Raw genomic sequence first — 19,161 nt, forward strand, 5'->3', positions numbered from 1 at the left:
CACAAGGGCGGACCCGCTCAACGTGAAGCAGTGCTGCCTCAGGCGTCCTTGGCGTCCTCGGACGGGGCCTCGGCGGCCTCGTCCTTGGCCAGGTCGGCCTTGGCGTCCTCGGCCGGGGCCTCGGTGGCCTCGTCCTTCGTGAGGGCGTCTTCCTTGACCGCGCGCTTGGTCGCGGCCTCGGCCTCGCCGGTGGCCTCCTGGGCGACCGTCAGGGCCTCGACCAGCTCGATGACGGCCATGGGCGCGTTGTCGCCACGGCGGTTGCCGATCTTGGTGATGCGGGTGTAGCCACCCGGCCGGTTCTCGTACCGCGGGCCGATCTCGGTGAAGAGCGTGTGCACGATGCTCTTGTCCGTGATGACCTGGAGCACCTGGCGGCGGTTGTGAAGGTCGCCCTTCTTCGCCTTGGTGACCAGACGCTCGGCGTACGGACGCAGCTTGCGCGCCTTCGCCTCGGTGGTGGTGATCCGGCCGTGCTCGAAGAGCGCCTTCGCGAGGTTCGCGAGGAGCAGCTTCTCGTGCGCGGCGCTGCCGCCCATACGGGCACCCTTGGTGGGCTTCGGCATGGTGTCTCTCCTAGGTGTCTGCCCCGGCCGTATCAGGTACCGGGGTCAGTATCCGAGCAGGCGGTCGCCTGTCGGAGATCCGGACAGGGCCCCGAAGGGGCCCGTCCGGAGGGGGCGCGGGGCGGTGCCGATATGCGACTCCGTCGCGTGGGCGCGACAAGCCACAGCGCACCCGCACCCGAGTACGGACCGGAAGGCCCGAGCTCTCAGTACTGCTCGGTCTCGACGAACCCGGCGTCCGCGTCGTCGTCCGCCCCGAAGGCGTCCGCGGCAGCGGTGGGGTCGAATCCGGGCGGGCTGTCCTTCAGAGCCAGGCTCATGCCGGCCAGCTTCGCCTTGACCTCGTCGATCGACTTCGCACCGAAGTTGCGGATGTCGAGGAGGTCGGCCTCGGAGCGGGCGACGAGCTCACCCACGGAGTGGATGCCCTCGCGCTTGAGGCAGTTGTACGAGCGGACGGTGAGCTCGAGCTCCTCGATCGGCAGCGCCAGATCGGCGGCGAGAGCGGCGTCCGTCGGGGACGGGCCCATGTCGATGCCCTCGGCGTCGATGTTGAGCTCGCGGGCCAGCCCGAACAGCTCGACCAGGGTCTTGCCGGCCGACGCCATGGCGTCACGCGGACGCATGGCCTGCTTGGTCTCGACGTCGACGATCAGCTTGTCGAAGTCGGTGCGCTGCTCGACACGGGTCGCCTCGACCTTGTACGTGACCTTCAGCACGGGGCTGTAGATGGAGTCGACCGGGATACGGCCGATCTCCTGGCCCACCTGCTTGTTCTGCACGGCGGAGACGTAGCCGCGACCGCGCTCGACGGTCAGCTCCATCTCCAGCTTGCCCTTGCCGTTGAGCGTGGCGAGGACGAGGTCGGGGTTGTGCACCTCGACACCGGCCGGGGGCGCGATGTCGGCGGCGGTGACCTGACCCGGGCCCTGCTTGCGCAGGTACATCACCACGGGCTCGTCGTGCTCGGAGGAGACGACCAGCTGCTTGATGTTGAGGATCAGGTCGGTGACGTCCTCCTTGACGCCGGGCACGGTGGTGAACTCGTGCAGGACGCCGTCGATGCGGATGCTGGTGACAGCAGCGCCGGGGATCGACGACAGGAGGGTGCGGCGGAGGGAGTTGCCGAGGGTGTAGCCGAAGCCCGGCTCCAGCGGCTCGATCACGAACCGGGACCGGAACTCGTCGACGACCTCTTCGGTCAACGAGGGACGCTGAGCGATCAGCATGTGTGGATCCTTCTTTCGTGGACGCCCGCTATTTGACGTCCGACGGAAACCGCACCCGGTGAGGAGTGCGGGCACTGCAAGGGTACGGGCGGTACGGCCCGTATACGGAACGTACCGCCCGAAAAATCACTGCCCGCGTGACGCGGACGAATCAGACGCGACGACGCTTCGGCGGGCGGCAGCCGTTGTGCGGGGTCGGGGTGACGTCCTGGATGGAGCCGACCTCGAGGCCGGTCGCCTGGAGCGAACGGATGGCGGTCTCACGACCGGAACCCGGGCCCTTGACGAACACGTCGACCTTGCGCATGCCGTGCTCCTGGGCGCGACGGGCAGCCGACTCGGCGGCCATCTGCGCGGCGAACGGCGTGGACTTCCGGGAGCCCTTGAAGCCGACGTGGCCGGCGGAGGCCCAGGAGATCACGTTGCCGGACGGGTCCGTGATGGAGACGATCGTGTTGTTGAACGTGCTCTTGATGTGCGCGTGGCCGTGAGCGACGTTCTTCTTTTCCTTGCGGCGCACCTTCTTGGCAGCGCCCTGACGTCCCTTGGGGGGCATCTACTAACTCCTACGGGAGGTGGTCGGTCCTTCAGCGAAGACCGTGGACAGGTGTCCGCTGCGGACTACTTCTTGCCCGGCTTCTTCTTGCCGGCGATGGCGCGACGCGGGCCCTTGCGGGTACGCGCGTTGGTGCTGGTGCGCTGACCGCGGACGGGCAGACCGCGACGGTGACGCAGACCCTGGTAGGTACCGATCTCGACCTTGCGGCGGATGTCGGCCTGGATCTCGCGACGGAGGTCACCCTCGGTCTTGATGTTGTTGTCGACGAACTCACGGATCGCGACGAGCTGCTCCTCGGAGAGGTCGCGAACGCGGGTGTTCGGGTCGACGCCGACAGCGGCCAGCGTCTGCTGCGAAAGGGTTCGGCCGATGCCGAACACGTAGGTGAGGGCGATCTCCACGCGCTTTTCGCGCGGGATGTCAACACCGGAAACGCGTGCCATTCAATGGCTCCAGTTTGTTGTCGGAGGTCTTCCACAGGACCGTCTCCCAGCCGCCGGCCTCGCCCGCTTCGGCGATTTGGTACGGACTGGGTCCCCAGCCTCCGAGCCGGGGGTGTCGAGCCGTGGGCTCGGGTCCTGCGTATGAACGTGTGTTGCTCGCGTCGCGCGAAGTTCTGCGGAAAGTCACAGAGGGTGGATCGTGCGGGTCAGCCCTGGCGCTGCTTGTGGCGCGGGTTGTCGCAGATAACCATGACCCGGCCGTGACGGCGGATCACCCTGCACTTGTCGCAGATCTTCTTGACGCTCGGCTTGACCTTCATGGGATGTGAAGTTCTCCGGGCTCAGTGCCCCCACACCCGCATCACGGGGGAAGGGGCAAGATCTACTTGCTCACTTGTACCGGTAGACGATCCGACCACGCGTCAGGTCGTACGGAGAGAGCTCCACCACGACCCGGTCGTCAGGGAGGATACGGATGTAGTGCATACGCATCTTGCCGCTGATGTGCGCCAGGACCTGGTGGCCGTTCTGGAGCTCAACCTTGAACATGGCGTTCGGAAGAGACTCGACGACAGTGCCCTCGATCTCGATGGCACCTTGCTTCTTGGCCACGCTTCGCCCTTCGAATCGACTACCTTGATCGACTCAGCTGCGCACCCTACACACGGACCCGCGTCCATGGACGCGGGTGCAGGCATGCGGGTGCACAAGAGCCGACGAGTCAGTCTACGTCAGGGCTCCCGGAAAGACGAATCGAGAAAGTCTGCCCCACCCACGAGATCCTTAACCCGTGGGCTTGTACAAGTGCCCTCCGTCGTGATCACGGTCCACACGGGCTCGGCGCCCGGGGCGCCTCACCGGCCTCGAGCGGCTGGGCCGGCCCCGGCAGGCGGTCGCGGCGAAGGCCCGTCGTCAGGCGAGCGGGTCCGGCGCCACCGTGATCCCGTACTCGGCGAGCTTCGCCTTCCCCCCGTCCGGAGCGGTCAGCACCAGCGGACCCGCCTCCGTCAGCGCGACCGAGTGCTCCCAGTGCGAGGACCAGGTGCCGTCCGTCGTGATCACGGTCCAGTCGTCCTCCAGCACCCGCGTCTTCGCGGTGCCCAGCGCGACCATCGGCTCGATGGCGAGGCAGAAGCCCGGGACCAGCTTGGGCCCCTTGCCCCGGCGGCGGTCCACGTAGTTCAGCAGGTGCGGGTCCATGTGCATCTCGGTGCCGATGCCGTGGCCGCCGTAGTCCTCGATGATCCCGTAGCGTCCGCCGCCCGGCTTCGGCTGCCGGCGGATGTAGGTCTCGATGGCGCGGGAGACGTCGACCAGCCGGTTGCCGAGCTTCATGGCCGCGATGCCGGCCCACATCGACTCCTCGGTCACCCGGGACAGCTCGACCAGCTCCGGCGCGTGCCCCGACCCGACGAAGGCCGTGTAGGCCGCGTCGCCGTGCCAGCCGTCGATGATGGCGCCGCAGTCGATGGAGATGATGTCGCCGTCCTTGAGGACGACGTCGTCGGAGGGGATGCCGTGGACGACGACCTCGTTGGCGGAGGTGCAGATCGTCGCGGGGAAGCCGCCGTAGCCGAGGAAGTTCGGCTTCGCGTTGTGCTCCGCGAGCACCTTGCGGGCGACCTGGTCCAGATCCTTCGTCGTGGCTCCGGGTACGGCCGCCTCCCGGGTGGCCGCGTGAATGGCAGCGACCACCAGCCCCGCCTCACGCATCTTGGCGATCTGCTCGGGGGTCTTGATCTGCACCATGAGGACGACGGCCTTTCTGGACCGGAAGGAGTACGGACACCGTCAACGATACGGGGGACGGCGTCCGCACCCGCTCCCCCGTACTCACGCCCACCGCGCACACGTCGGCCGCGGCCCCCGCAGGGAACCGCGGCCGGACGGGCACGGCTACTTCTCGTGCTTGAGCGCCTCCAGCGCACGCCCGGTGACCTCGTCGACCGGGCCCGTCGCCTGGATCGTCACCACGAGGCCCTGGGCCTTGTAGTAGTCGATGATCGGCTCGGTCTGCGTGTGGTAGACCTCCAGCCGGGTGCGCACCGTCTCCTCGGAGTCGTCGCCGCGCTGGTACAGCTCGCCGCCGCAGACGTCGCAGACGCCCTCCTGCTCCGGCTTGCTGTACGTCACGTGGAAGACGTGGCTGGAGTCCTTGCGGCAGATCCGGCGCCCGGCGATCCGCTTGACCACCTCGGCCTCGGGGGCCTCCAGGTCCAGCACCGCGTCGAGCGTGATGCCCTCGGTCTCCAGCAACTCGTCCAGGGACTCGGCCTGGGAGACGTTCCTCGGGAAGCCGTCCAGCAGGAAGCCGCCCTCGGCGTCCGGCTGCTCCATGCGGTCCTTCGCCATGGCGATGGTGACCTCGTCCGGTACCAGGTTGCCCGCGTCGATGTAGGACTTCGCGAGCTTGCCCAGCTCGGTCTGCCGGCTGATGTTGGCGCGGAACAGGTCGCCGGTGGAGATGTGGGGGATGCTCAGCTTCTCGGCTAGGCGGGTGGCCTGCGTGCCTTTCCCAGCACCGGGCGGCCCGACGAGGACGATTCGCATCAGCGGAGGAACCCTTCGTAATTGCGCTGCTGGAGCTGGCTCTCGATCTGCCTCACCGTCTCGAGACCGACACCCACGATGATGAGGATGCTGGTCCCGCCGAACGGGAAGTTCTGGTTTGCCCCGAAACCGGCCAACGCCATCGTCGGCACGAGAGAGATCAGACCCAAGTACAGCGAACCCGGCCAGGTGATCCGGTTGAGTACGTAACTCAGGTACTCAGCGGTCGGTCGGCCAGCCCGGATGCCCGGGATGAAACCACCATACTTCTTCATGTTGTCGGCGACTTCTTCGGGGTTGAAGGTAATCGCCACATAGAAGAACGCGAAGAACACGATCAAGAAGAAGTACAGAATGATGTGCATCGTGGCGCCGGTGTCGGCGAGGTTCTTCGTCACCCACGTCGCCCAGCCCGAGGTGGAGCTGGAGAACTGGACGATCAGCGCCGGAATGTAGAGCAGCGACGAGGCGAAGATGACGGGGATGACACCCGCCTGGTTCACCTTGAGCGGGATGTAGGTCGACGTACCGCCGTAGGAACGACGGCCGATCATGCGCTTGGCGTACTGCACGGGAATCCGGCGCTGGGCCTGCTCGACGAAGACGACCAGGCCGACCATGACCAGACCGACGAGCATGACCGTGCCGAACTCGATCCAGCCGTCCGCCAGGCTGCCCTGCTCCTTGATGGCCCACAGGGCGGAGGGGAAGGTGGCGGCGATCGAGATGAACATCAGCATCGACATGCCGTTGCCGATGCCGCGGTCGGTGATCAGCTCACCGAGCCACATGACGGCGGCCGTGCCGGCGGTCATGGTGATGACCATGGTGATGGTCACGAACATGGACTGGTCGGGGACGATCTCGCTCGCCACCGGGCAGCCCTGGAAGAGCGCGCCACTGCGGGCGGTGGCCACCAGGCCGGTGCCCTGCAGGATGGCGAGCGCCACCGTCAGGTAACGGGTGTACTGCGTGATCTTCGCGGTACCGGCCTGGCCCTCCTTCTTCAGGGCCTCCAGCCGCGGGATCACCACGGTCAGCAGCTGCAGAATGATGCTCGCCGTGATGTACGGCATGATGCCCAGTGCGAAGACCGTGATCTGCAGCAGCGCGCCGCCGCTGAACATGTTGACCAGCCCGAACAGGCCCTGGTTCGCCTGGGCCGCGTCGATACAGGTCTGCACGTTCCGGTAGTCGACACCGGGGACCGGCACGTTCGTACCGATCCGGTACACCACGATGATACCGAGCGTGAACAGCAGTTTCTTGCGCAGGTCGGGCGTCTTGAACGCCCGGGCGAACGCGGTGAGCACGGTGCCTCCTGCGACCCCCGCGCAACCGCGTCAAGGGTGGTGGTCTTGAGGTTCGACGAATAAGTAACGGTCTACTTCCGTCCAGAGTGCCCGTGTGGGGCGCCCGGGGAAAGTGGGCAGTGCAGGCCACCTTACCGGCGAGACCACCGCCCTAGGAACGACCGACCGGGGATACCCCATATGTGGGGTATCCCCGGTCGGGATCGCTCAAGTCATCGGCACGCCTGAGTGGTTCAGACGAGCTCGGTGACGGTACCGCCGGCGGCGGTGATCTTCTCCTTCGCGGAGCCGGAGACGGCGTCGACCGTCACCTGCAGCGCCACGGAGATCTCGCCCTGGCCGAGGACCTTGACGAGGCTGTTCTTGCGAACCGCCCCCTTGGCCACCAGACCCTCGACGGTGACCTCGCCACCCTCGGGGTAGAGCGCGGCCAGCTTGTCGAGGTTCACGACCTGGAACTCGGTCTTGAACGGGTTCCTGAAGCCCTTCAGCTTCGGGAGGCGCATGTGGAGGGGCATCTGGCCACCCTCGAAGCGCTCCGGAACCTGGTAACGGGCCTTGGTGCCCTTCGTACCACGACCGGCCGTCTTACCCTTGGACGCCTCGCCACGACCCACACGGGTCTTGGCGGTCTTGGCACCCGGGGCGGGACGGAGGTTGTGGATCTTGAGCGGGTTGTTTTCCGCCATGATCAGTCGACCTCCTCGACCGTCACGAGGTGGCGGACGGTGTGCACCATGCCGCGGAACTCGGGACGATCCTCCTTGACGACCACGTCGTTGAGCCTCTTCAGGCCCAGCGAACGCAGGGTGTCGCGGTGGTTCTGCTTGCTACCGATGTAGGACTTGACCTGCGTAATCCTGAGCTGCGCCACGATTACGCACCCGCCCCGGCACGCGCACGGAGGAGAGCCGCGGGGGCGACGTCCTCGAGCGGCAGACCGCGGCGGGCCGCGACCTCCTCGGGACGCTGCAGGCCCTTGAGGGCCGCCACGGTCGCGTGCACGATGTTGATCGCGTTGTCGGAGCCGAGCGACTTCGACAGGATGTCGTGGATACCGGCGCACTCGAGCACGGCACGCACCGGACCACCGGCGATAACACCGGTACCCGGGGACGCGGGCTTGAGCAGCACGACGCCGGCAGCCTTCTCACCCTGGATCGGGTGCGGGATGGTGCCCTGGATGCGGGGGACCTTGAAGAAGTGCTTCTTGGCCTCCTCAACACCCTTGGCGATGGCGGCCGGCACCTCCTTGGCCTTGCCGTATCCGACACCCACGGTGCCGTCACCGTCGCCCACCACGACCAGCGCGGTGAAGCTGAAGCGACGACCACCCTTCACAACCTTGGCGACACGGTTGATCGCGACGACGCGCTCAACGTATGCGGTCTTCTCGGCGGCAGCTGCGCCGCCGTCACGGCCCTTCCGGTCCCGCCGCTCGCCGCCACCGGCACCGCCACCGCGGCGCTGGGGTCCAGCCATTGGAATTACCTCTCTCTGTTTCCGCTAGCTACGCGGCAGCGACAAGTCGCTGCCGCGACGGGCGGCTCTAGAACTTGAGCCCGGCTTCGCGAGCGGCGTCCGCCAGGGCGGCGATGCGCCCCGCGTACTGGTTACCACCGCGGTCGAATACGACAGCCTCGACGCCGGCGGCCTTGGCGCGCTCCGCGACCAGGGCACCGACCTGCTTGGCCTGCGAGGACTTGTCGCCCTCGCCACCGCGGATCGATGCGTCCAGCGTGGACGCCGACGCCAGGGTGTGACCCTTCAGGTCGTCGATCACCTGCGCCACGATGTGGCGGTTGGAGCGGGTCACGACCAAGCGAGGACGCTCGGCGGTACCAGAGACATTCTTGCGGATCCGGATGTGACGACGCTTGATAGCAGCACGCTTGTAGGCGTCGCCCTTGAGGATCTTCTGCCCGTATGCCATGGCTTACTTACCCGCCTTTCCGACCTTGCGCCGGATGACTTCGCCCTCGTACTTGACGCCCTTGGCCTTGTACGGGTCGGGCTTGCGCAGCTTGCGGATGTTCGCCGCAACCTCGCCGACCTTCTGCTTGTCGATGCCCTCGACCGAGAAACGGGTCGGGGACTCCACCTTGAAGGTGATGCCCTCGGGGGCCTCGACCAGAATCGAGTGGCTGTAACCGAGAGAGAACTCCAGGTTCGAACCCTTGGCGAGCACGCGGTAACCGACACCGCTGATCTCGAGCTTCTTCACGTAACCCTGGGTCACGCCGGTGATCATGTTCGCCACCAGCGTGCGGGACAGGCCGTGGAGGGCCTTGTTCTGACGCTCGTCGTTGGGGCGGGTGACGCTCAGCACGCCGTCCTCGCCCTTGGCGATCTCGATCGGCGCCACGACGGTGTGGGTCAGCGTGCCCTTCGGGCCCTTGACCGCGACCGTACGGCCGTCGATGGTGACGTCCACGCCGGCGGGAACCGCGATGGGGAGCTTGCCGATGCGCGACATAGCTGTTTCCTCCGTTCCCTTCTGCTACCAGACGTAGGCGAGGACTTCCCCACCCACGCCCTTCTTGCCGGCCTGCTTGTCGGTGAGGAGCCCGTGCGACGTGGAGATGATCGCCACGCCGAGGCCGCCCAGCACCTTCGGCAGGGAGGTGGACTTCGCGTACACCCGGAGACCGGGCTTGGAGATCCGCTTGATGCCCGCGATGGAGCGCTCACGGTTGGGGCCGAACTTCAGCTCCAGGACGAGGTTCTTGCCGACCTCGGCGTCCTCGACCTTCCAGCCCGTGATGAAGCCCTCCTGCTGGAGGATCTCCGCGATGTGAGACTTGATCTTGGATGCCGGCATCGTCACGGAGTCGTGGTACGCCGAGTTCGCGTTCCGCAGACGAGTCAGCATGTCTGCGATCGGATCAGTCATGGTCATGAATTGGCCTTCGGCCTCTCTCGCCGTGGTTTCCTGGTGCGCCATCCCTCTCCCCGATCCGAGACGGGACGGGTGCGGCGCGGTGGACCTACGGCGTAGTAAGCAAACATTAGCGGGCAAGCCCGCGTGCGTCCGGGCACGGCAGGTGCCCAACCCCACTAGCCTAAGCCATGCGGAGCGGGCCTCCTGCCGTTCCCCTTGCTTACCGAGAGCCCTGGGAGTCCGGAACTACCGGATTACCAGGAGCTCTTGGTCACGCCCGGCAGCTCGCCACGGTGAGCCATCTCACGAAGGCACACGCGGCACAGGCCGAACTTGCGGTACACGGAGTGCGGACGACCGCAGCGCTGGCAACGGGTGTAGCCGCGCACTCCGAACTTGGGCTTGCGAGCAGCCTTCGCGATGAGAGCCTTCTTCGCCATCTCGCTCACGCCTCCTTGAACGGGAAGCCGAGGTGACGGAGAAGGGCACGGCCCTCTTCGTCGTTGGTCGCCGTGGTGACCACGGTGATGTCCATACCCCGGACACGGTCGATCTTGTCCTGATCGATCTCGTGGAACATGACCTGTTCCGTGAGACCGAAGGTGTAGTTGCCACGGCCGTCGAACTGCTTGGGGGACAGACCACGGAAGTCGCGGATGCGCGGCAGCGCGAGCGACAGGGTGCGGTCCAGGAACTCCCACATGCGGTCGCCACGGAGGGTGACGTGGGCACCGATCGGCTGGCCCTCACGCAGCTTGAACTGCGCGATGGACTTGCGGGCCTTGGTGACGGCCGGCTTCTGACCGGTGATCGTGGTGAGGTCGCGCACGGCGCCGTCCATCAACTTGGAGTCGCGGGCGGCGTCGCCCACACCCATGTTGACCACGATCTTGACGAGGCCGGGAACCTGCATGACGTTCTCGTAGGAGAACTGCTCACGCAGCTTGCCCGCGATCTCCTCGCGGTACTTCGTCTTCAGACGCGGAGTGGTGGTGGTCGTCATCAGATGTCCTCACCCGTCCGCTTGGCAACGCGGATCTTGTTGCCTTCGTCGTCGAAGCGGTAGCCGACGCGGGTGACGACCTTCTGGCCGTCCTTCTCCACGACGAGCTGAACGTTGCTGACGTGGACCGGGGCCTCGGTGGTCACGATCCCGCCGGCCTGCGAACCGCGGGCGGTCGGGGCGGCCTTGGTGTGCTTCTTGACCCGGTTGACGCCTTCGACCAGGACGCGGTCCTCGCGCGGGTAAGCGGCAATGACCTTGCCCTGCTTGCCCTTGTCCTTGCCGGTGACGACCTGGACCAGGTCACCCTTCTTGATCTTCATGCTCACAGCACCTCCGGCGCGAGGGAGATGATCTTCATGAACTTCTTCTCGCGCAGCTCTCGGCCGACCGGGCCGAAGATACGGGTGCCACGAGGGTCGCCGTCGTTCTTCAGAATGACGGCGGCGTTCTCGTCGAAGCGGATGTACGAGCCGTCCGGACGGCGGCGCTCCTTGACGGTGCGAACGATGACCGCCTTGATGACGTCACCCTTCTTCACGTTGCCACCGGGGATCGCGTCCTTGACGGTGGCGACGATGACGTCACCGATGCCCGCGTAGCGGCGACCGGAGCCACCGAGCACACGGATGCAAAGGATTTCCTTCGCCCCCGTGTTGTCGGCGACGCGCAGTCGCGACTCCTGCTGGATCACGTCTATCTCCTGATTGTCTGCCGGTTCCCCGGGGTCCGGTCACCTGGACCGGACCCCGGAGCCTGGCGGAACTGTCCTGCGAGGGGTGCCTCGCAGGAACGTACTTTTGGAATTCCCTTGCGGGAATTGCCTACTTGGCCTTCTCGAGGACCTCGACGATGCGCCAGTGCTTGGTCGCGGACATCGGCCGGGTCTCCATCAGGAGGACGCGGTCGCCGACGCCGGCCGAGTTCTGCTCGTCGTGGGCCTTGAGCTTGCTCGTGCTACGGATGACCTTGCCGTACAGCGCGTGCTTCTTGCGGTCCTCGACGGCGACGACGACGGTCTTGTCCATCTTGTCGCTGACGACGATGCCCTCACGGGTCTTGCGGAAGCCCCGCTGGTCGTTCTCAGTCACGTTGTTCTCGCTCATCAGGCGCTCTCCACCGTCTCGATGCCCAGCTCACGCTCGCGCATCAGGGTGTAGATCCGCGCGATGTCCTTGCGGACCGCCTTGAGACGGCCGTGGTTCTCGAGCTGTCCGGTCGCCGCCTGGAAGCGGAGATTGAACAGTTCTTCCTTGGACTCGCGAAGCTTCGCAAGAAGCTCCTCGTTGTCCAGTTCGCGCAGCTCGGACGCCTTGGTACCGGCCGACATCACGCTTCACCTGCCTCGCGCTTGACGATCCGGCACTTCATCGGCAGCTTGTGGGCCGCACGAGTCAGCGCCTCACGGGCGATCTTCTCGTTGGGGTAGGACAGCTCGAACATGACCCGGCCCGGGTGCACGTTCGCGATCCACCACTCGGGGGAACCCTTACCGGAACCCATGCGGGTCTCGGCAGGCTTCTTCGTCAGCGGGCGGTCCGGGTAGATGTTGATCCAGACCTTGCCGCCACGCTTGATGTGGCGGGTCATCGCGATACGGGCCGCCTCGATCTGGCGGTTGGTCACGTACGCCGGCGTGAGGGCCTGAATGCCGTACTCGCCGAACGCGACCGTCGTACCGCCCTTGGCCTGACCACGGCGCTTCGGGTGGTGCTGCTTGCGGTGCTTGACCCTACGGGGGATCAGCATGTCGGTCAGGCCTCCGTTCCGGTGCTCTCAGCCGGAGCGGCGGCGGGAGCCTCGGCCTTGGGGGCCTCGGCAGCCGGAGCCTGCTGCGGCTTGCGACCGCGCCCGCCACGCTCGCCACCGCGGCCACCGCGGCCGGCCGGGCGGTCGGCACCGCCACGGGCCGGACGGTTGCCGGCGCGGGCAGCGGCGTTCTCGGCGCGGACCTCGGCGATGTTCTTGACGTCGCCCTTGTAGATCCAGACCTTCACACCGATGCGGCCGAAGGTCGTCTTGGCCTCGAAGAAGCCGTAGTCCACGTTCGCGCGGAGCGTGTGCAGGGGCACACGGCCCTCGCGGTAGAACTCCGAGCGGGACATCTCGGCGCCGCCGAGACGGCCACCGCACTGGATCTTGATGCCCTTGGCGCCCGCCTTCATCGCCGACTGCATGCTCTTGCGCATGGCGCGGCGGAAGGAGACGCGGGAGGAGAGCTGCTCGGCGACGGCCTGCGCCACGAGCTGAGCGTCCGTCTCGGGGTTCTTGACCTCGAGGATGTTCAGCTGGACCTGCTTGCCCGTGAGCTTCTCGAGGTCGCCGCGGATACGGTCGGCCTCGGCGCCACGGCGGCCGATGACGATGCCCGGACGCGCGGTGTGGATGTCCACACGCACACGGTCACGGGTGCGCTCGATCTCCACCTTCGAGATACCGGCGCGCTCCATGCCGGACGTCATCATCCGACGGATGGCGACGTCTTCCTTGACGTAGTCCTTGTACAGCTTGTCGGCGTACCAACGCGACTTGAAGTCGGTGGTGATGCCGAGCCGGAACCCATGCGGGTTTACCTTCTGGCCCATTACCGGGTTCCTTCCTTGCTGCTGACGACCACGGTGATGTGGCTGGTCCGCTTGCGGATCCGGTAGGCGCGGCCCTGGGCGCGCGGCCGGAACCGCTTCAGGGTCGGACCCTCGTCGACGTACGCCTCGGAGATGAAGAGGCTGTCGGCGTCGGTGTGGTCGTAGTTGTGCGCGGCGTTGGCAATGGCGCTGTCCAGCACCTTGCCGACCGGCACGCTCGCGGCCTGCGGGGCGAAACGCAGGACCGCCTGAGCCTCCGTGGCGTCCATGCCACGGATGAGGTCCACCACGCGGCGGGCCTTCATGGGCGTGACGCGGATGTACCGCGCCTGGGCCCTGGCTTCCATGGTTGTCCTTCCAGTGTCTGTCATGGTCATTCCACCCCGCCTTTAGCGGCGCTTCGACTTCCGGTCGTCCTTGACGTGACCCCGGAAGGTGCGCGTCGGCGAGAACTCGCCGAGCTTGTGGCCGACCATCGACTCGGTGACGAACACCGGAATGTGGGTCTTGCCGTTGTGCACCGCGATCGTGTGGCCGAGCATGGCCGGGACGATCATCGAGCGACGGGACCAGGTCTTGATGACGTTCTTGGTGCCAGCTTCGTTCTGGACGTCCACCTTCTTGATCAGGTGGTCGTCGACGAAGGGCCCCTTCTTGAGACTCCGCGGCATCTAAACCCGCTCCTAGCGCTTCTTGTTCGTCTTGCGGCGGCGGACGATGTACTTGTTCGACGCCTTCTTGGGCGAACGAGTACGGCCTTCCTTCTGACCCCACGGGGACACCGGGTGGCGACCACCGGAGGTACGGCCCTCACCACCACCGTGCGGGTGGTCCACCGGGTTCATGACCACACCACGCACGGTCGGGCGAACGCCCAGCCAGCGCTTGCGCCCGGCCTTGCCCCAGTTGATGTTGCTCTGCTCGGCGTTGCCGACCTCGCCGACGGTGGCGCGGCAGCGGACGTCGACCAGGCGGATCTCACCGGAGGGCATGCGCAGGTGGGCCATGGTGCCCTCCTTCGCGAGCAGCTGCACCGAGGCGCCGGCGGAGCGGGCGAACTTGGCGCCGCCGCCGGGACGCAGCTCGATGGCGTGCAGCGTGGTACCGACCGGGATGTTGCGCAGGGCGAGGTTGTTGCCCGGCTTGATGTCGGCCCCGGGACCGTTCTCCACGCGGTCGCCCTGCTGCAGGTTGCGCGGGGCGAGGATGTAGCGCTTCTCGCCGTCCGCGTAGTGCAGCAGCGCGATGCGCGCGGTGCGGTTGGGGTCGTACTCGATGTGCGCGACCTTCGCCGGCACGCCGTCCTTGTCGTGACGACGGAAGTCGATCACGCGGTAGGCGCGCTTGTGTCCGCCACCCTGGTGGCGAACGGTCACACGACCTGAGTTGTTACGGCCGCCCTTGCTGTGCAGGGGGCGGACCAGCGACTTCTCCGGCGTGGACCGCGTGACCTCGACGAAGTCGGCGACGCTGGAGCCACGACGGCCCGGCGTAGTCGGCTTGTACTTGCGGATTCCCATTTCTCAGTCCTCGTCCGATTCCGGACGATCCGGACCTCCGTCAGGAGGTCGGACCGCCGAAGATGTCGATACGGTCGCCCTCGGCAAGGGTCACGATCGCGCGCTTGGTACCCGCGCGCTGGCCGAAGCCGGTGCGGGTGCGCTTGCGCTTGCCCTGGCGGTTGATCGTGTTGACCCCGGTGACCTTGACCGAGAAGACCGCCTGCACGGCCTCCTTGATCTCCGTCTTGTTGGAGCCCGGAGCGACGATGAACGTGTACTTGTTCTCGTCGATGAGCGCGTAGCTCTTCTCCGACACGACCGGCTTGACCAGGACGTCACGGGGGTCCGTGTACGCCTTGCTCGCCGGGGTGACGACGGTGTTCTTGCCCTCGGTGGCGTGGCGGCGCGCCTTGGCGACGCGCGCGGCCTTGGCCTTCTTCGCCGCCTTGGAGGCGATGGAGGGGTGACGGACTGCCATCAGACCTCGGTCCCTTCGTTGTCGTTGGCCTTGTTCGGGCCGGCGACGAAGGACTCGAAAGCGGCCTTGGTGAAGACCACGTCGTCCGAGACGAGAACGTCGTACGTGTTCAGCTGGCCCGGCTCCAGGATGTGGACCTGGGGCAGGTTGCGGGCGGAGAGCCACGCGGCCTCGTCGGCGCGGTCGACGACCAGGAGCAGGTTCTTGCGCTCCGAGATCTTGCCGAACAGCGTCCGAGCGGCCTTCGTGGAGGGGTTCTCGCCCTCGATCACGCCGGTGACGACGTGAATGCGGTCGTGGCGGGCCCGGTCGGTGAGGGCGTGGCGCAGGGCCGCGGCCTTCATCTTCTTCGGGGTCCGCTGCGAGTAGTCGCGCGGCTGCGGGCCGTGGACGACGCCACCGCCGGCGAACTGCGGCGCACGGGTCGAGCCCTGACGGGCGCGGCCGGTGCCCTTCTGGCGGTACGGCTTCCTGCCGCCACCACGGACTTCACCACGACGCTTGGTCTTGTGCGTGCCCTGGCGGGCAGCGGCGTTCTGCGCGACGACGACCTGGTGGATCAGCGGAATGCTGATCTTCTCCACGCCGAAGATCTCCGCGGGGAGCTCGACGCTTCCGGTCTTCTCGCCGGCAGGCGAAAGGATGTCAACAGTGCTCATCGGTTACCTCAGGCCCCCTTGGCCGCGGTGCGGACCAGGACGAGGCCGCCGTTCGGACCGGGAACCGCGCCCTTGATGAGCAGCAGACCCTTCTCCGCGTCAACGGCGTGGACGGTCAGGTTCTGGGTGGTGACCCGCTCGTTGCCCATGCGGCCGGCCATGCGGAGGCCCTTGAACACGCGGCCCGGGGTGGCGCAGCCACCGATGGAGCCGGGAGAGCGGTGCTTGCGCTGGGTGCCGTGTCCGGCGCCGAGGCCCTTGAAGTTGTGACGCTTCATGACACCGGCGAAGCCCTTGCCCTTGCTCTTGCCGGTCACGTCGACCTTGATGCCGGCCTCGAAGACCTCGGCGGTGACTTCCTGACCGAGCGTGTACTCGGCGGCGTCGGCCGTGCGGATCTCGACGAGGTGGCGGCGGGGGGTGACGTCGGCCTTGGCGAAGTGACCCTTGAGGGGCTTGTTCACCTTGCGCGGGTCGATCTCGCCGAAGGCGATCTGGACGGACTCGTAGCCGTCGACATCGTTCGTGCGGACCTGGGTGACGACATTGGGCCCGGCCTTGACGACGGTGACGGGAACAACACGGTTGTTCGCGTCCCACACCTGCGTCATGCCGAGCTTCTCGCCCAGGATGCCCTTGATCTGCTTCGTCATCTCTTCAGATCACCGGCCTCAGAGCTTGATCTCGATGTCGACACCGGCCGGGAGGTCGAGTCGCATCAGAGAGTCAACGGTCTTGGGGGTCGGGTCGAGGATGTCGATCAGGCGCTTGTGCGTGCGCATCTCGAAGTGCTCGCGCGCGTCCTTGTACTTGTGCGGCGACTTGATGACGCAGTACACGTTCTTCTCAGTGGGCAGCGGCACCGGGCCCGCGACCGACGCACCAGTACGCGTCACCGTCTCGACGATCTTCTTCGCCGAGGAATCGATGACCTCGTGGTCGTAGGCCTTGAGCCGGATGCGGATCTTCTGTCCCGCCATGGCTGCTTCGTAGTCCTGTCTCTAGTAACGCTCCGGAACCCGGTGGTGTCCCGCTCTGTCACTCACCCTCTCCCCTCCGACCCACGCGGTCGGGCGTGTCGCGCTCCCGCTGAACATGAATGTCCCTTGTCGGAACTTCCCTGCGTGGGAGTGCGGGCCCTTCCGGAACCGCGGGCGGGGGCGAGAGGCCCACCGGGTGCCTGGCCGGCACCCCGCTGACGCTTCCCGGAAGATTCCCGTACGTCCGCCCCTACATCTCTCGATGTATTGCGTAGGGCGACGAGTACTGTGGGACTCGCTTCCGGTCCCCCCGGCGGGAGGCGCGCAGCATCGGCACTCGACCGAGCAACCCCGCTAGTCTGCCACAGGGAACGGGGGACTGGCCAATCGGGCCGAGGAGAATACCCCGGGAGTGACGCAGGACAAACACTGCTCACCCGGGAGTCGGCGTGCCCCGGCCTACGCGGCCATGTTCCTCCCCGGCGCCCCCGCGGTGATCTCCGGCTCCGGATCGGCGGAGGGCAAGAAGGTCCTGGGTGCGGCGGAGTACGACTACGAGGACGCGCGGGGCCACCGCGTCGAGGGCGCCGACTTCCCGTGCGCCGTACGTCGTGTTGATCCTTGCGGCGATCGGCGGCCCCGCGCCGATCAGCCCCGTCCCGTGCTCGCGGGTGAGGCTCAGCACGGCGCGCGCGAGTTCCTCATCGTGCTTGCCCCGCTGATCGGTCTGGAGCAGCCGTGTCCCGTCCTCGGTCAGGGCTCCCGCGAATCGCAGCGCCGGGACCGGACTCCACCGCCACGCCCGGCCCAGGTCCTGGAGCGGAGCGACGTTCGCAAAGCCGGCGAGGACGGCTTTCACGTCCGTGATTCCTTCAGCGCCTCCCAGGGCCGGGCCGTCAGTCACTCAGGTCGTGTCTCAAAGTCGGCTTCCCTTCCGCATGGCCAACGGCCTTGCCCGGCCGCCCGGGCAAGGCCGTTGGCCCTGAAATCGTTTCGTCCGTGCTCGCCTCGTTCGGTACGGTCGCGGGATGGGTTTCACTGCGGGGAGCCCATGAGGTTCACGTGTGGCCTCCCCGGCACTTCCCGGGCTGAGAGCAGGTTTCGTCCTCGTCCCGCTCGATGTCGAGCACAGGCTGCGCGAAGTCCGGGGCCGGATGCGCCGCACGCGTCCGGTCGACCTGATCGGTCGGCTCGCTCGACACCCCGGGAAAAACGATCACTCGCGGCTCCCGTCCCACACACCGGGGAGGGCCATCCCCTTCGGCCCGTCAGTCCGTGAAGCGGAACGTCGACGTGATCGCGTCGAAGATGTCGAAGAAGGAGTCCGCGAGGTCGAGGACCTGGCTGCTGCCGGCCACCAGGGCGACCTTGCCCTCCTGGCCCGGGACCGGGATGAAGGTCTGGGTGAGTACCGCGCGGATGGTGCGGTGGAGTTCGTCACCGGGGACGGGGATGTCCTCGATGCCGTACGTCCGGGCCGCCGGGCCCACGCCCGGGATGTCGACGGTGGTCACCTTGCGCCAGGAGTCGCCCGGCTTCTTGGCTTCCTTGACGGCGAGTCGGGCGGCTATGGCGGCCGGGTCGGTGGGGAGCGGGTCGCCCCCGCCCGTGCGGCCGCCGACCAGGGACACCGTCACCGAGCCGGTGATCGGGGTGTCCCCGCCGAAGCTCTCCGCCATGCAACCGCAGTACAGCGCGCCCGACTTCCAGGCGTCTGCCGCCGCTTTCCGCAGGAACGTGGTGTACGTGTCCCGGTGCGGTTCCAACTCCGGGTGCCGGCGCAGGCGTTCGGTCACCATCCGGTGGATCGAGTCGTCCCGGGACTCGGGCCGGACGTCGAACTCCCACCACGACTCCGGCACCTTGATCCGGAAACCGCCGCGCTCGACGGTCAGCGCCTCCATGTAGCGGGCCATGTCGCCGCACTCCCCCGTTCACGGTTCGATTGTCTGCGGCGACATCGTCCCACTGTTCGACGCGCGTGCGCGTTCAGTCCCGCTTGGCGACGGTGAGGAGTACGGCCGCGTCCTCCAGGGCCTCCAGGGCGTGCCGGGCCGGCGGGATGACGATCAGGTCGCCGGTCCGGCCCTCCCACGACGTCTCCCCGCTGGTGAGGCGGACCCGGCCGCGCAGCACCAGCAGGGTCGCCTCGCCGGGGTTCTCGTGCTCGGCGAGGGAGGTGCCGGCGGTCAGGGCCAGGAGGGTCTGGCGCAGGGTGTGTTCGTGGCCGCCGTGGACCGTGCTCGCGCTGCGGCCGGTGGAGGCGGCGGCAGCGCGTTCCAGGTGCTCGCGGGCGAGTGCGTCGAGGGAGAGCTTCTGCATGGGTCCGAGTCTTCACGGCCGGGTCGTGCGGGCGCCAGGGCCATGTGGGGCAGTCCCCCGGTCCGGGCGGGGAAGGGCAGAGGCCCTTCCC

33 protein-coding genes are annotated in these 19,161 nt (G+C 67.1%); all 33 read right to left on the reverse strand.

Annotated features, from left to right (window positions below; genetic code table 11):
• Positions 1-38: 38 nt before the first annotated feature.
• A complete protein-coding gene (gene rplQ / locus ACFWVE_RS22205) occupies positions 39-566 on the reverse strand; it encodes a 50S ribosomal protein L17 (RefSeq protein ID WP_384016548.1) in 528 nt (175 codons plus the stop codon).
• Positions 567-772: 206 nt separating this feature from the next.
• Positions 773-1,795 carry a DNA-directed RNA polymerase subunit alpha gene (locus ACFWVE_RS22210; protein WP_042165128.1) on the reverse strand — a complete coding sequence of 341 codons (1,023 nt, stop codon included), beginning with the start codon at positions 1,793-1,795 and terminating at the stop codon, positions 773-775.
• Between the two features lie 151 nt (positions 1,796-1,946).
• On the reverse strand, positions 1,947-2,351 hold the full coding sequence (gene rpsK / locus ACFWVE_RS22215; RefSeq protein WP_003956432.1) for a 30S ribosomal protein S11: 405 nt from the start codon (positions 2,349-2,351) through the stop codon (positions 1,947-1,949).
• A 65-nt stretch (positions 2,352-2,416) separates the two neighbouring features.
• The gene (gene rpsM, locus ACFWVE_RS22220) at positions 2,417-2,797 is read right to left on the reverse strand and encodes a 30S ribosomal protein S13 (RefSeq protein ID WP_031041520.1); all 381 of its coding nucleotides are present in this window, start codon (positions 2,795-2,797) and stop codon (positions 2,417-2,419) included.
• Between the two features lie 206 nt (positions 2,798-3,003).
• Positions 3,004-3,117: a 50S ribosomal protein L36 gene (rpmJ, locus tag ACFWVE_RS22225; protein ID WP_003974245.1), complete on the reverse strand. Its 114-nt coding sequence runs from the start codon at positions 3,115-3,117 to the stop codon at positions 3,004-3,006.
• Positions 3,118-3,187: 70 nt separating this feature from the next.
• Positions 3,188-3,409 carry a translation initiation factor IF-1 gene (gene infA / locus ACFWVE_RS22230; RefSeq protein ID WP_003948620.1) on the reverse strand — a complete coding sequence of 74 codons (222 nt, stop codon included), beginning with the start codon at positions 3,407-3,409 and terminating at the stop codon, positions 3,188-3,190.
• A gap of 300 nt (positions 3,410-3,709) precedes the next feature.
• Positions 3,710-4,546 carry a type I methionyl aminopeptidase gene (gene map, locus ACFWVE_RS22235; RefSeq protein WP_384016553.1) on the reverse strand — a complete coding sequence of 279 codons (837 nt, stop codon included), beginning with the start codon at positions 4,544-4,546 and terminating at the stop codon, positions 3,710-3,712.
• Between the two features lie 147 nt (positions 4,547-4,693).
• Positions 4,694-5,347, reverse strand: a complete 654-nt coding sequence (locus tag ACFWVE_RS22240; RefSeq protein ID WP_384016556.1) for an adenylate kinase — start codon at positions 5,345-5,347, stop codon at positions 4,694-4,696.
• Complete coding sequence (secY, locus tag ACFWVE_RS22245; protein ID WP_384016559.1) at positions 5,347-6,660, reverse strand: preprotein translocase subunit SecY; 1,314 nt, start codon at positions 6,658-6,660, stop codon at positions 5,347-5,349. Before secY ends, ACFWVE_RS22240 begins: the two co-directional genes overlap by 1 nt.
• 233 nt (positions 6,661-6,893) lie before the next feature.
• Positions 6,894-7,349 carry a 50S ribosomal protein L15 gene (gene rplO / locus ACFWVE_RS22250; RefSeq protein WP_307164918.1) on the reverse strand — a complete coding sequence of 152 codons (456 nt, stop codon included), beginning with the start codon at positions 7,347-7,349 and terminating at the stop codon, positions 6,894-6,896.
• 2 nt (positions 7,350-7,351) lie between these two features.
• Positions 7,352-7,534 (reverse strand): 50S ribosomal protein L30, encoded by a 183-nt coding sequence (gene rpmD / locus ACFWVE_RS22255; protein ID WP_042165115.1) that lies wholly within the window; start codon positions 7,532-7,534, stop codon positions 7,352-7,354.
• A gap of 2 nt (positions 7,535-7,536) precedes the next feature.
• A complete protein-coding gene (gene rpsE, locus ACFWVE_RS22260) occupies positions 7,537-8,142 on the reverse strand; it encodes a 30S ribosomal protein S5 (RefSeq protein WP_007494753.1) in 606 nt (201 codons plus the stop codon).
• A 67-nt stretch (positions 8,143-8,209) separates the two neighbouring features.
• Positions 8,210-8,593, reverse strand: a complete 384-nt coding sequence (rplR, locus tag ACFWVE_RS22265) for a 50S ribosomal protein L18 (RefSeq protein WP_384016564.1) — start codon at positions 8,591-8,593, stop codon at positions 8,210-8,212.
• Positions 8,594-8,596: 3 nt separating this feature from the next.
• Positions 8,597-9,136, reverse strand: coding sequence for a 50S ribosomal protein L6 (rplF, locus tag ACFWVE_RS22270; protein ID WP_042165107.1), 540 nt, complete (start codon positions 9,134-9,136; stop codon positions 8,597-8,599).
• 24 nt (positions 9,137-9,160) lie between these two features.
• A complete protein-coding gene (gene rpsH / locus ACFWVE_RS22275) occupies positions 9,161-9,559 on the reverse strand; it encodes a 30S ribosomal protein S8 (protein ID WP_013001411.1) in 399 nt (132 codons plus the stop codon).
• A 236-nt stretch (positions 9,560-9,795) separates the two neighbouring features.
• Positions 9,796-9,981, reverse strand: a complete 186-nt coding sequence (locus tag ACFWVE_RS22280) for a type Z 30S ribosomal protein S14 (RefSeq protein WP_003948630.1) — start codon at positions 9,979-9,981, stop codon at positions 9,796-9,798.
• A gap of 5 nt (positions 9,982-9,986) precedes the next feature.
• Positions 9,987-10,544, reverse strand: coding sequence for a 50S ribosomal protein L5 (rplE, locus tag ACFWVE_RS22285; RefSeq protein WP_042165103.1), 558 nt, complete (start codon positions 10,542-10,544; stop codon positions 9,987-9,989).
• The gene (gene rplX, locus ACFWVE_RS22290; RefSeq protein ID WP_042165101.1) at positions 10,544-10,867 is read right to left on the reverse strand and encodes a 50S ribosomal protein L24; all 324 of its coding nucleotides are present in this window, start codon (positions 10,865-10,867) and stop codon (positions 10,544-10,546) included. The genes rplE and rplX overlap by 1 nt, the downstream gene beginning before the upstream one ends.
• A gap of 2 nt (positions 10,868-10,869) precedes the next feature.
• The gene (gene rplN, locus ACFWVE_RS22295; RefSeq protein ID WP_003992364.1) at positions 10,870-11,238 is read right to left on the reverse strand and encodes a 50S ribosomal protein L14; all 369 of its coding nucleotides are present in this window, start codon (positions 11,236-11,238) and stop codon (positions 10,870-10,872) included.
• Positions 11,239-11,368: 130 nt separating this feature from the next.
• Entirely contained in the window at positions 11,369-11,650 is a 282-nt protein-coding gene (gene rpsQ, locus ACFWVE_RS22300; protein WP_042165099.1) for a 30S ribosomal protein S17, read from the reverse strand.
• Entirely contained in the window at positions 11,650-11,874 is a 225-nt protein-coding gene (gene rpmC / locus ACFWVE_RS22305) for a 50S ribosomal protein L29 (RefSeq protein WP_042165097.1), read from the reverse strand. Before rpmC ends, rpsQ begins: the two co-directional genes overlap by 1 nt.
• Positions 11,874-12,293 carry a 50S ribosomal protein L16 gene (gene rplP / locus ACFWVE_RS22310; protein WP_004927269.1) on the reverse strand — a complete coding sequence of 140 codons (420 nt, stop codon included), beginning with the start codon at positions 12,291-12,293 and terminating at the stop codon, positions 11,874-11,876. Before rplP ends, rpmC begins: the two co-directional genes overlap by 1 nt.
• A gap of 5 nt (positions 12,294-12,298) precedes the next feature.
• A complete protein-coding gene (gene rpsC / locus ACFWVE_RS22315; protein WP_037747976.1) occupies positions 12,299-13,129 on the reverse strand; it encodes a 30S ribosomal protein S3 in 831 nt (276 codons plus the stop codon).
• Positions 13,129-13,476, reverse strand: a complete 348-nt coding sequence (gene rplV / locus ACFWVE_RS22320) for a 50S ribosomal protein L22 (protein WP_003974262.1) — start codon at positions 13,474-13,476, stop codon at positions 13,129-13,131. The genes rpsC and rplV overlap by 1 nt, the downstream gene beginning before the upstream one ends.
• A 42-nt stretch (positions 13,477-13,518) precedes the next feature.
• Positions 13,519-13,800 (reverse strand): 30S ribosomal protein S19, encoded by a 282-nt coding sequence (gene rpsS / locus ACFWVE_RS22325; protein ID WP_003948639.1) that lies wholly within the window; start codon positions 13,798-13,800, stop codon positions 13,519-13,521.
• 12 nt (positions 13,801-13,812) lie between these two features.
• Positions 13,813-14,649 carry a 50S ribosomal protein L2 gene (gene rplB, locus ACFWVE_RS22330; protein ID WP_042165091.1) on the reverse strand — a complete coding sequence of 279 codons (837 nt, stop codon included), beginning with the start codon at positions 14,647-14,649 and terminating at the stop codon, positions 13,813-13,815.
• Between the two features lie 40 nt (positions 14,650-14,689).
• A complete protein-coding gene (rplW, locus tag ACFWVE_RS22335) occupies positions 14,690-15,109 on the reverse strand; it encodes a 50S ribosomal protein L23 (RefSeq protein ID WP_042165089.1) in 420 nt (139 codons plus the stop codon).
• Positions 15,109-15,768, reverse strand: coding sequence for a 50S ribosomal protein L4 (gene rplD / locus ACFWVE_RS22340; protein WP_384016573.1), 660 nt, complete (start codon positions 15,766-15,768; stop codon positions 15,109-15,111). Before rplD ends, rplW begins: the two co-directional genes overlap by 1 nt.
• Positions 15,769-15,776: 8 nt before the next feature.
• On the reverse strand, positions 15,777-16,421 hold the full coding sequence (gene rplC, locus ACFWVE_RS22345) for a 50S ribosomal protein L3 (protein WP_042165083.1): 645 nt from the start codon (positions 16,419-16,421) through the stop codon (positions 15,777-15,779).
• Positions 16,422-16,439: 18 nt separating this feature from the next.
• Positions 16,440-16,748, reverse strand: a complete 309-nt coding sequence (gene rpsJ, locus ACFWVE_RS22350) for a 30S ribosomal protein S10 (protein WP_014054162.1) — start codon at positions 16,746-16,748, stop codon at positions 16,440-16,442.
• A gap of 433 nt (positions 16,749-17,181) precedes the next feature.
• Positions 17,182-17,607: a hypothetical protein gene (locus ACFWVE_RS22355; protein WP_384016576.1), complete on the reverse strand. Its 426-nt coding sequence runs from the start codon at positions 17,605-17,607 to the stop codon at positions 17,182-17,184.
• Positions 17,608-18,016: 409 nt separating this feature from the next.
• On the reverse strand, positions 18,017-18,664 hold the full coding sequence (locus ACFWVE_RS22360; protein ID WP_384016579.1) for a hypothetical protein: 648 nt from the start codon (positions 18,662-18,664) through the stop codon (positions 18,017-18,019).
• Positions 18,665-18,737: 73 nt separating this feature from the next.
• A complete protein-coding gene (locus ACFWVE_RS22365) occupies positions 18,738-19,070 on the reverse strand; it encodes a cupin domain-containing protein (protein WP_384016582.1) in 333 nt (110 codons plus the stop codon).
• Positions 19,071-19,161 lie beyond the last annotated feature (91 nt).

This window comes from Streptomyces sp. NPDC058632, assembly GCF_042717095.1.
Classification (GTDB): domain Bacteria; phylum Actinomycetota; class Actinomycetes; order Streptomycetales; family Streptomycetaceae; genus Streptomyces.

Bases quoted from the DNA above. Each gene is read 5' to 3' on its own strand.
- rplQ (WP_384016548.1), bottom strand. From the start codon at position 566: ATGCCGAAGCCCACCAAGGGTGCCCGTATGGGCGGCAGCGCCGCGCAC.
- ACFWVE_RS22210 (WP_042165128.1), bottom strand. From the start codon at position 1,795: ATGCTGATCGCTCAGCGTCCCTCGTTGACCGAAGAGGTCGTCGACGAG.
- rpsK (WP_003956432.1), bottom strand. From the start codon at position 2,351: ATGCCCCCCAAGGGACGTCAGGGCGCTGCCAAGAAGGTGCGCCGCAAG.
- rpsM (WP_031041520.1), bottom strand. From the start codon at position 2,797: ATGGCACGCGTTTCCGGTGTTGACATCCCGCGCGAAAAGCGCGTGGAG.
- rpmJ (WP_003974245.1), bottom strand. From the start codon at position 3,117: ATGAAGGTCAAGCCGAGCGTCAAGAAGATCTGCGACAAGTGCAGGGTG.
- map (WP_384016553.1), bottom strand. From the start codon at position 4,546: ATGGTGCAGATCAAGACCCCCGAGCAGATCGCCAAGATGCGTGAGGCG.
- ACFWVE_RS22240 (WP_384016556.1), bottom strand. From the start codon at position 5,347: ATGCGAATCGTCCTCGTCGGGCCGCCCGGTGCTGGGAAAGGCACGCAG.
- rplO (WP_307164918.1), bottom strand. From the start codon at position 7,349: ATGGCGGAAAACAACCCGCTCAAGATCCACAACCTCCGTCCCGCCCCG.
- rpsE (WP_007494753.1), bottom strand. From the start codon at position 8,142: ATGGCTGGACCCCAGCGCCGCGGTGGCGGTGCCGGTGGCGGCGAGCGG.
- rplR (WP_384016564.1), bottom strand. From the start codon at position 8,593: ATGGCATACGGGCAGAAGATCCTCAAGGGCGACGCCTACAAGCGTGCT.
- rplF (WP_042165107.1), bottom strand. From the start codon at position 9,136: ATGTCGCGCATCGGCAAGCTCCCCATCGCGGTTCCCGCCGGCGTGGAC.
- rpsH (WP_013001411.1), bottom strand. From the start codon at position 9,559: ATGACCATGACTGATCCGATCGCAGACATGCTGACTCGTCTGCGGAAC.
- ACFWVE_RS22280 (WP_003948630.1), bottom strand. From the start codon at position 9,981: ATGGCGAAGAAGGCTCTCATCGCGAAGGCTGCTCGCAAGCCCAAGTTC.
- rplE (WP_042165103.1), bottom strand. From the start codon at position 10,544: ATGACGACCACCACCACTCCGCGTCTGAAGACGAAGTACCGCGAGGAG.
- rplX (WP_042165101.1), bottom strand. From the start codon at position 10,867: ATGAAGATCAAGAAGGGTGACCTGGTCCAGGTCGTCACCGGCAAGGAC.
- rpsQ (WP_042165099.1), bottom strand. From the start codon at position 11,650: ATGAGCGAGAACAACGTGACTGAGAACGACCAGCGGGGCTTCCGCAAG.
- rpmC (WP_042165097.1), bottom strand. From the start codon at position 11,874: ATGTCGGCCGGTACCAAGGCGTCCGAGCTGCGCGAACTGGACAACGAG.
- rplP (WP_004927269.1), bottom strand. From the start codon at position 12,293: ATGCTGATCCCCCGTAGGGTCAAGCACCGCAAGCAGCACCACCCGAAG.
- rpsC (WP_037747976.1), bottom strand. From the start codon at position 13,129: ATGGGCCAGAAGGTAAACCCGCATGGGTTCCGGCTCGGCATCACCACC.
- rplV (WP_003974262.1), bottom strand. From the start codon at position 13,476: ATGGAAGCCAGGGCCCAGGCGCGGTACATCCGCGTCACGCCCATGAAG.
- rpsS (WP_003948639.1), bottom strand. From the start codon at position 13,800: ATGCCGCGGAGTCTCAAGAAGGGGCCCTTCGTCGACGACCACCTGATC.
- rplB (WP_042165091.1), bottom strand. From the start codon at position 14,649: ATGGGAATCCGCAAGTACAAGCCGACTACGCCGGGCCGTCGTGGCTCC.
- rplW (WP_042165089.1), bottom strand. From the start codon at position 15,109: ATGGCAGTCCGTCACCCCTCCATCGCCTCCAAGGCGGCGAAGAAGGCC.
- rplD (WP_384016573.1), bottom strand. From the start codon at position 15,768: ATGAGCACTGTTGACATCCTTTCGCCTGCCGGCGAGAAGACCGGAAGC.
- rplC (WP_042165083.1), bottom strand. From the start codon at position 16,421: ATGACGAAGCAGATCAAGGGCATCCTGGGCGAGAAGCTCGGCATGACG.
- rpsJ (WP_014054162.1), bottom strand. From the start codon at position 16,748: ATGGCGGGACAGAAGATCCGCATCCGGCTCAAGGCCTACGACCACGAG.
- ACFWVE_RS22360 (WP_384016579.1), bottom strand. From the start codon at position 18,664: ATGGCCCGCTACATGGAGGCGCTGACCGTCGAGCGCGGCGGTTTCCGG.
- ACFWVE_RS22365 (WP_384016582.1), bottom strand. From the start codon at position 19,070: ATGCAGAAGCTCTCCCTCGACGCACTCGCCCGCGAGCACCTGGAACGC.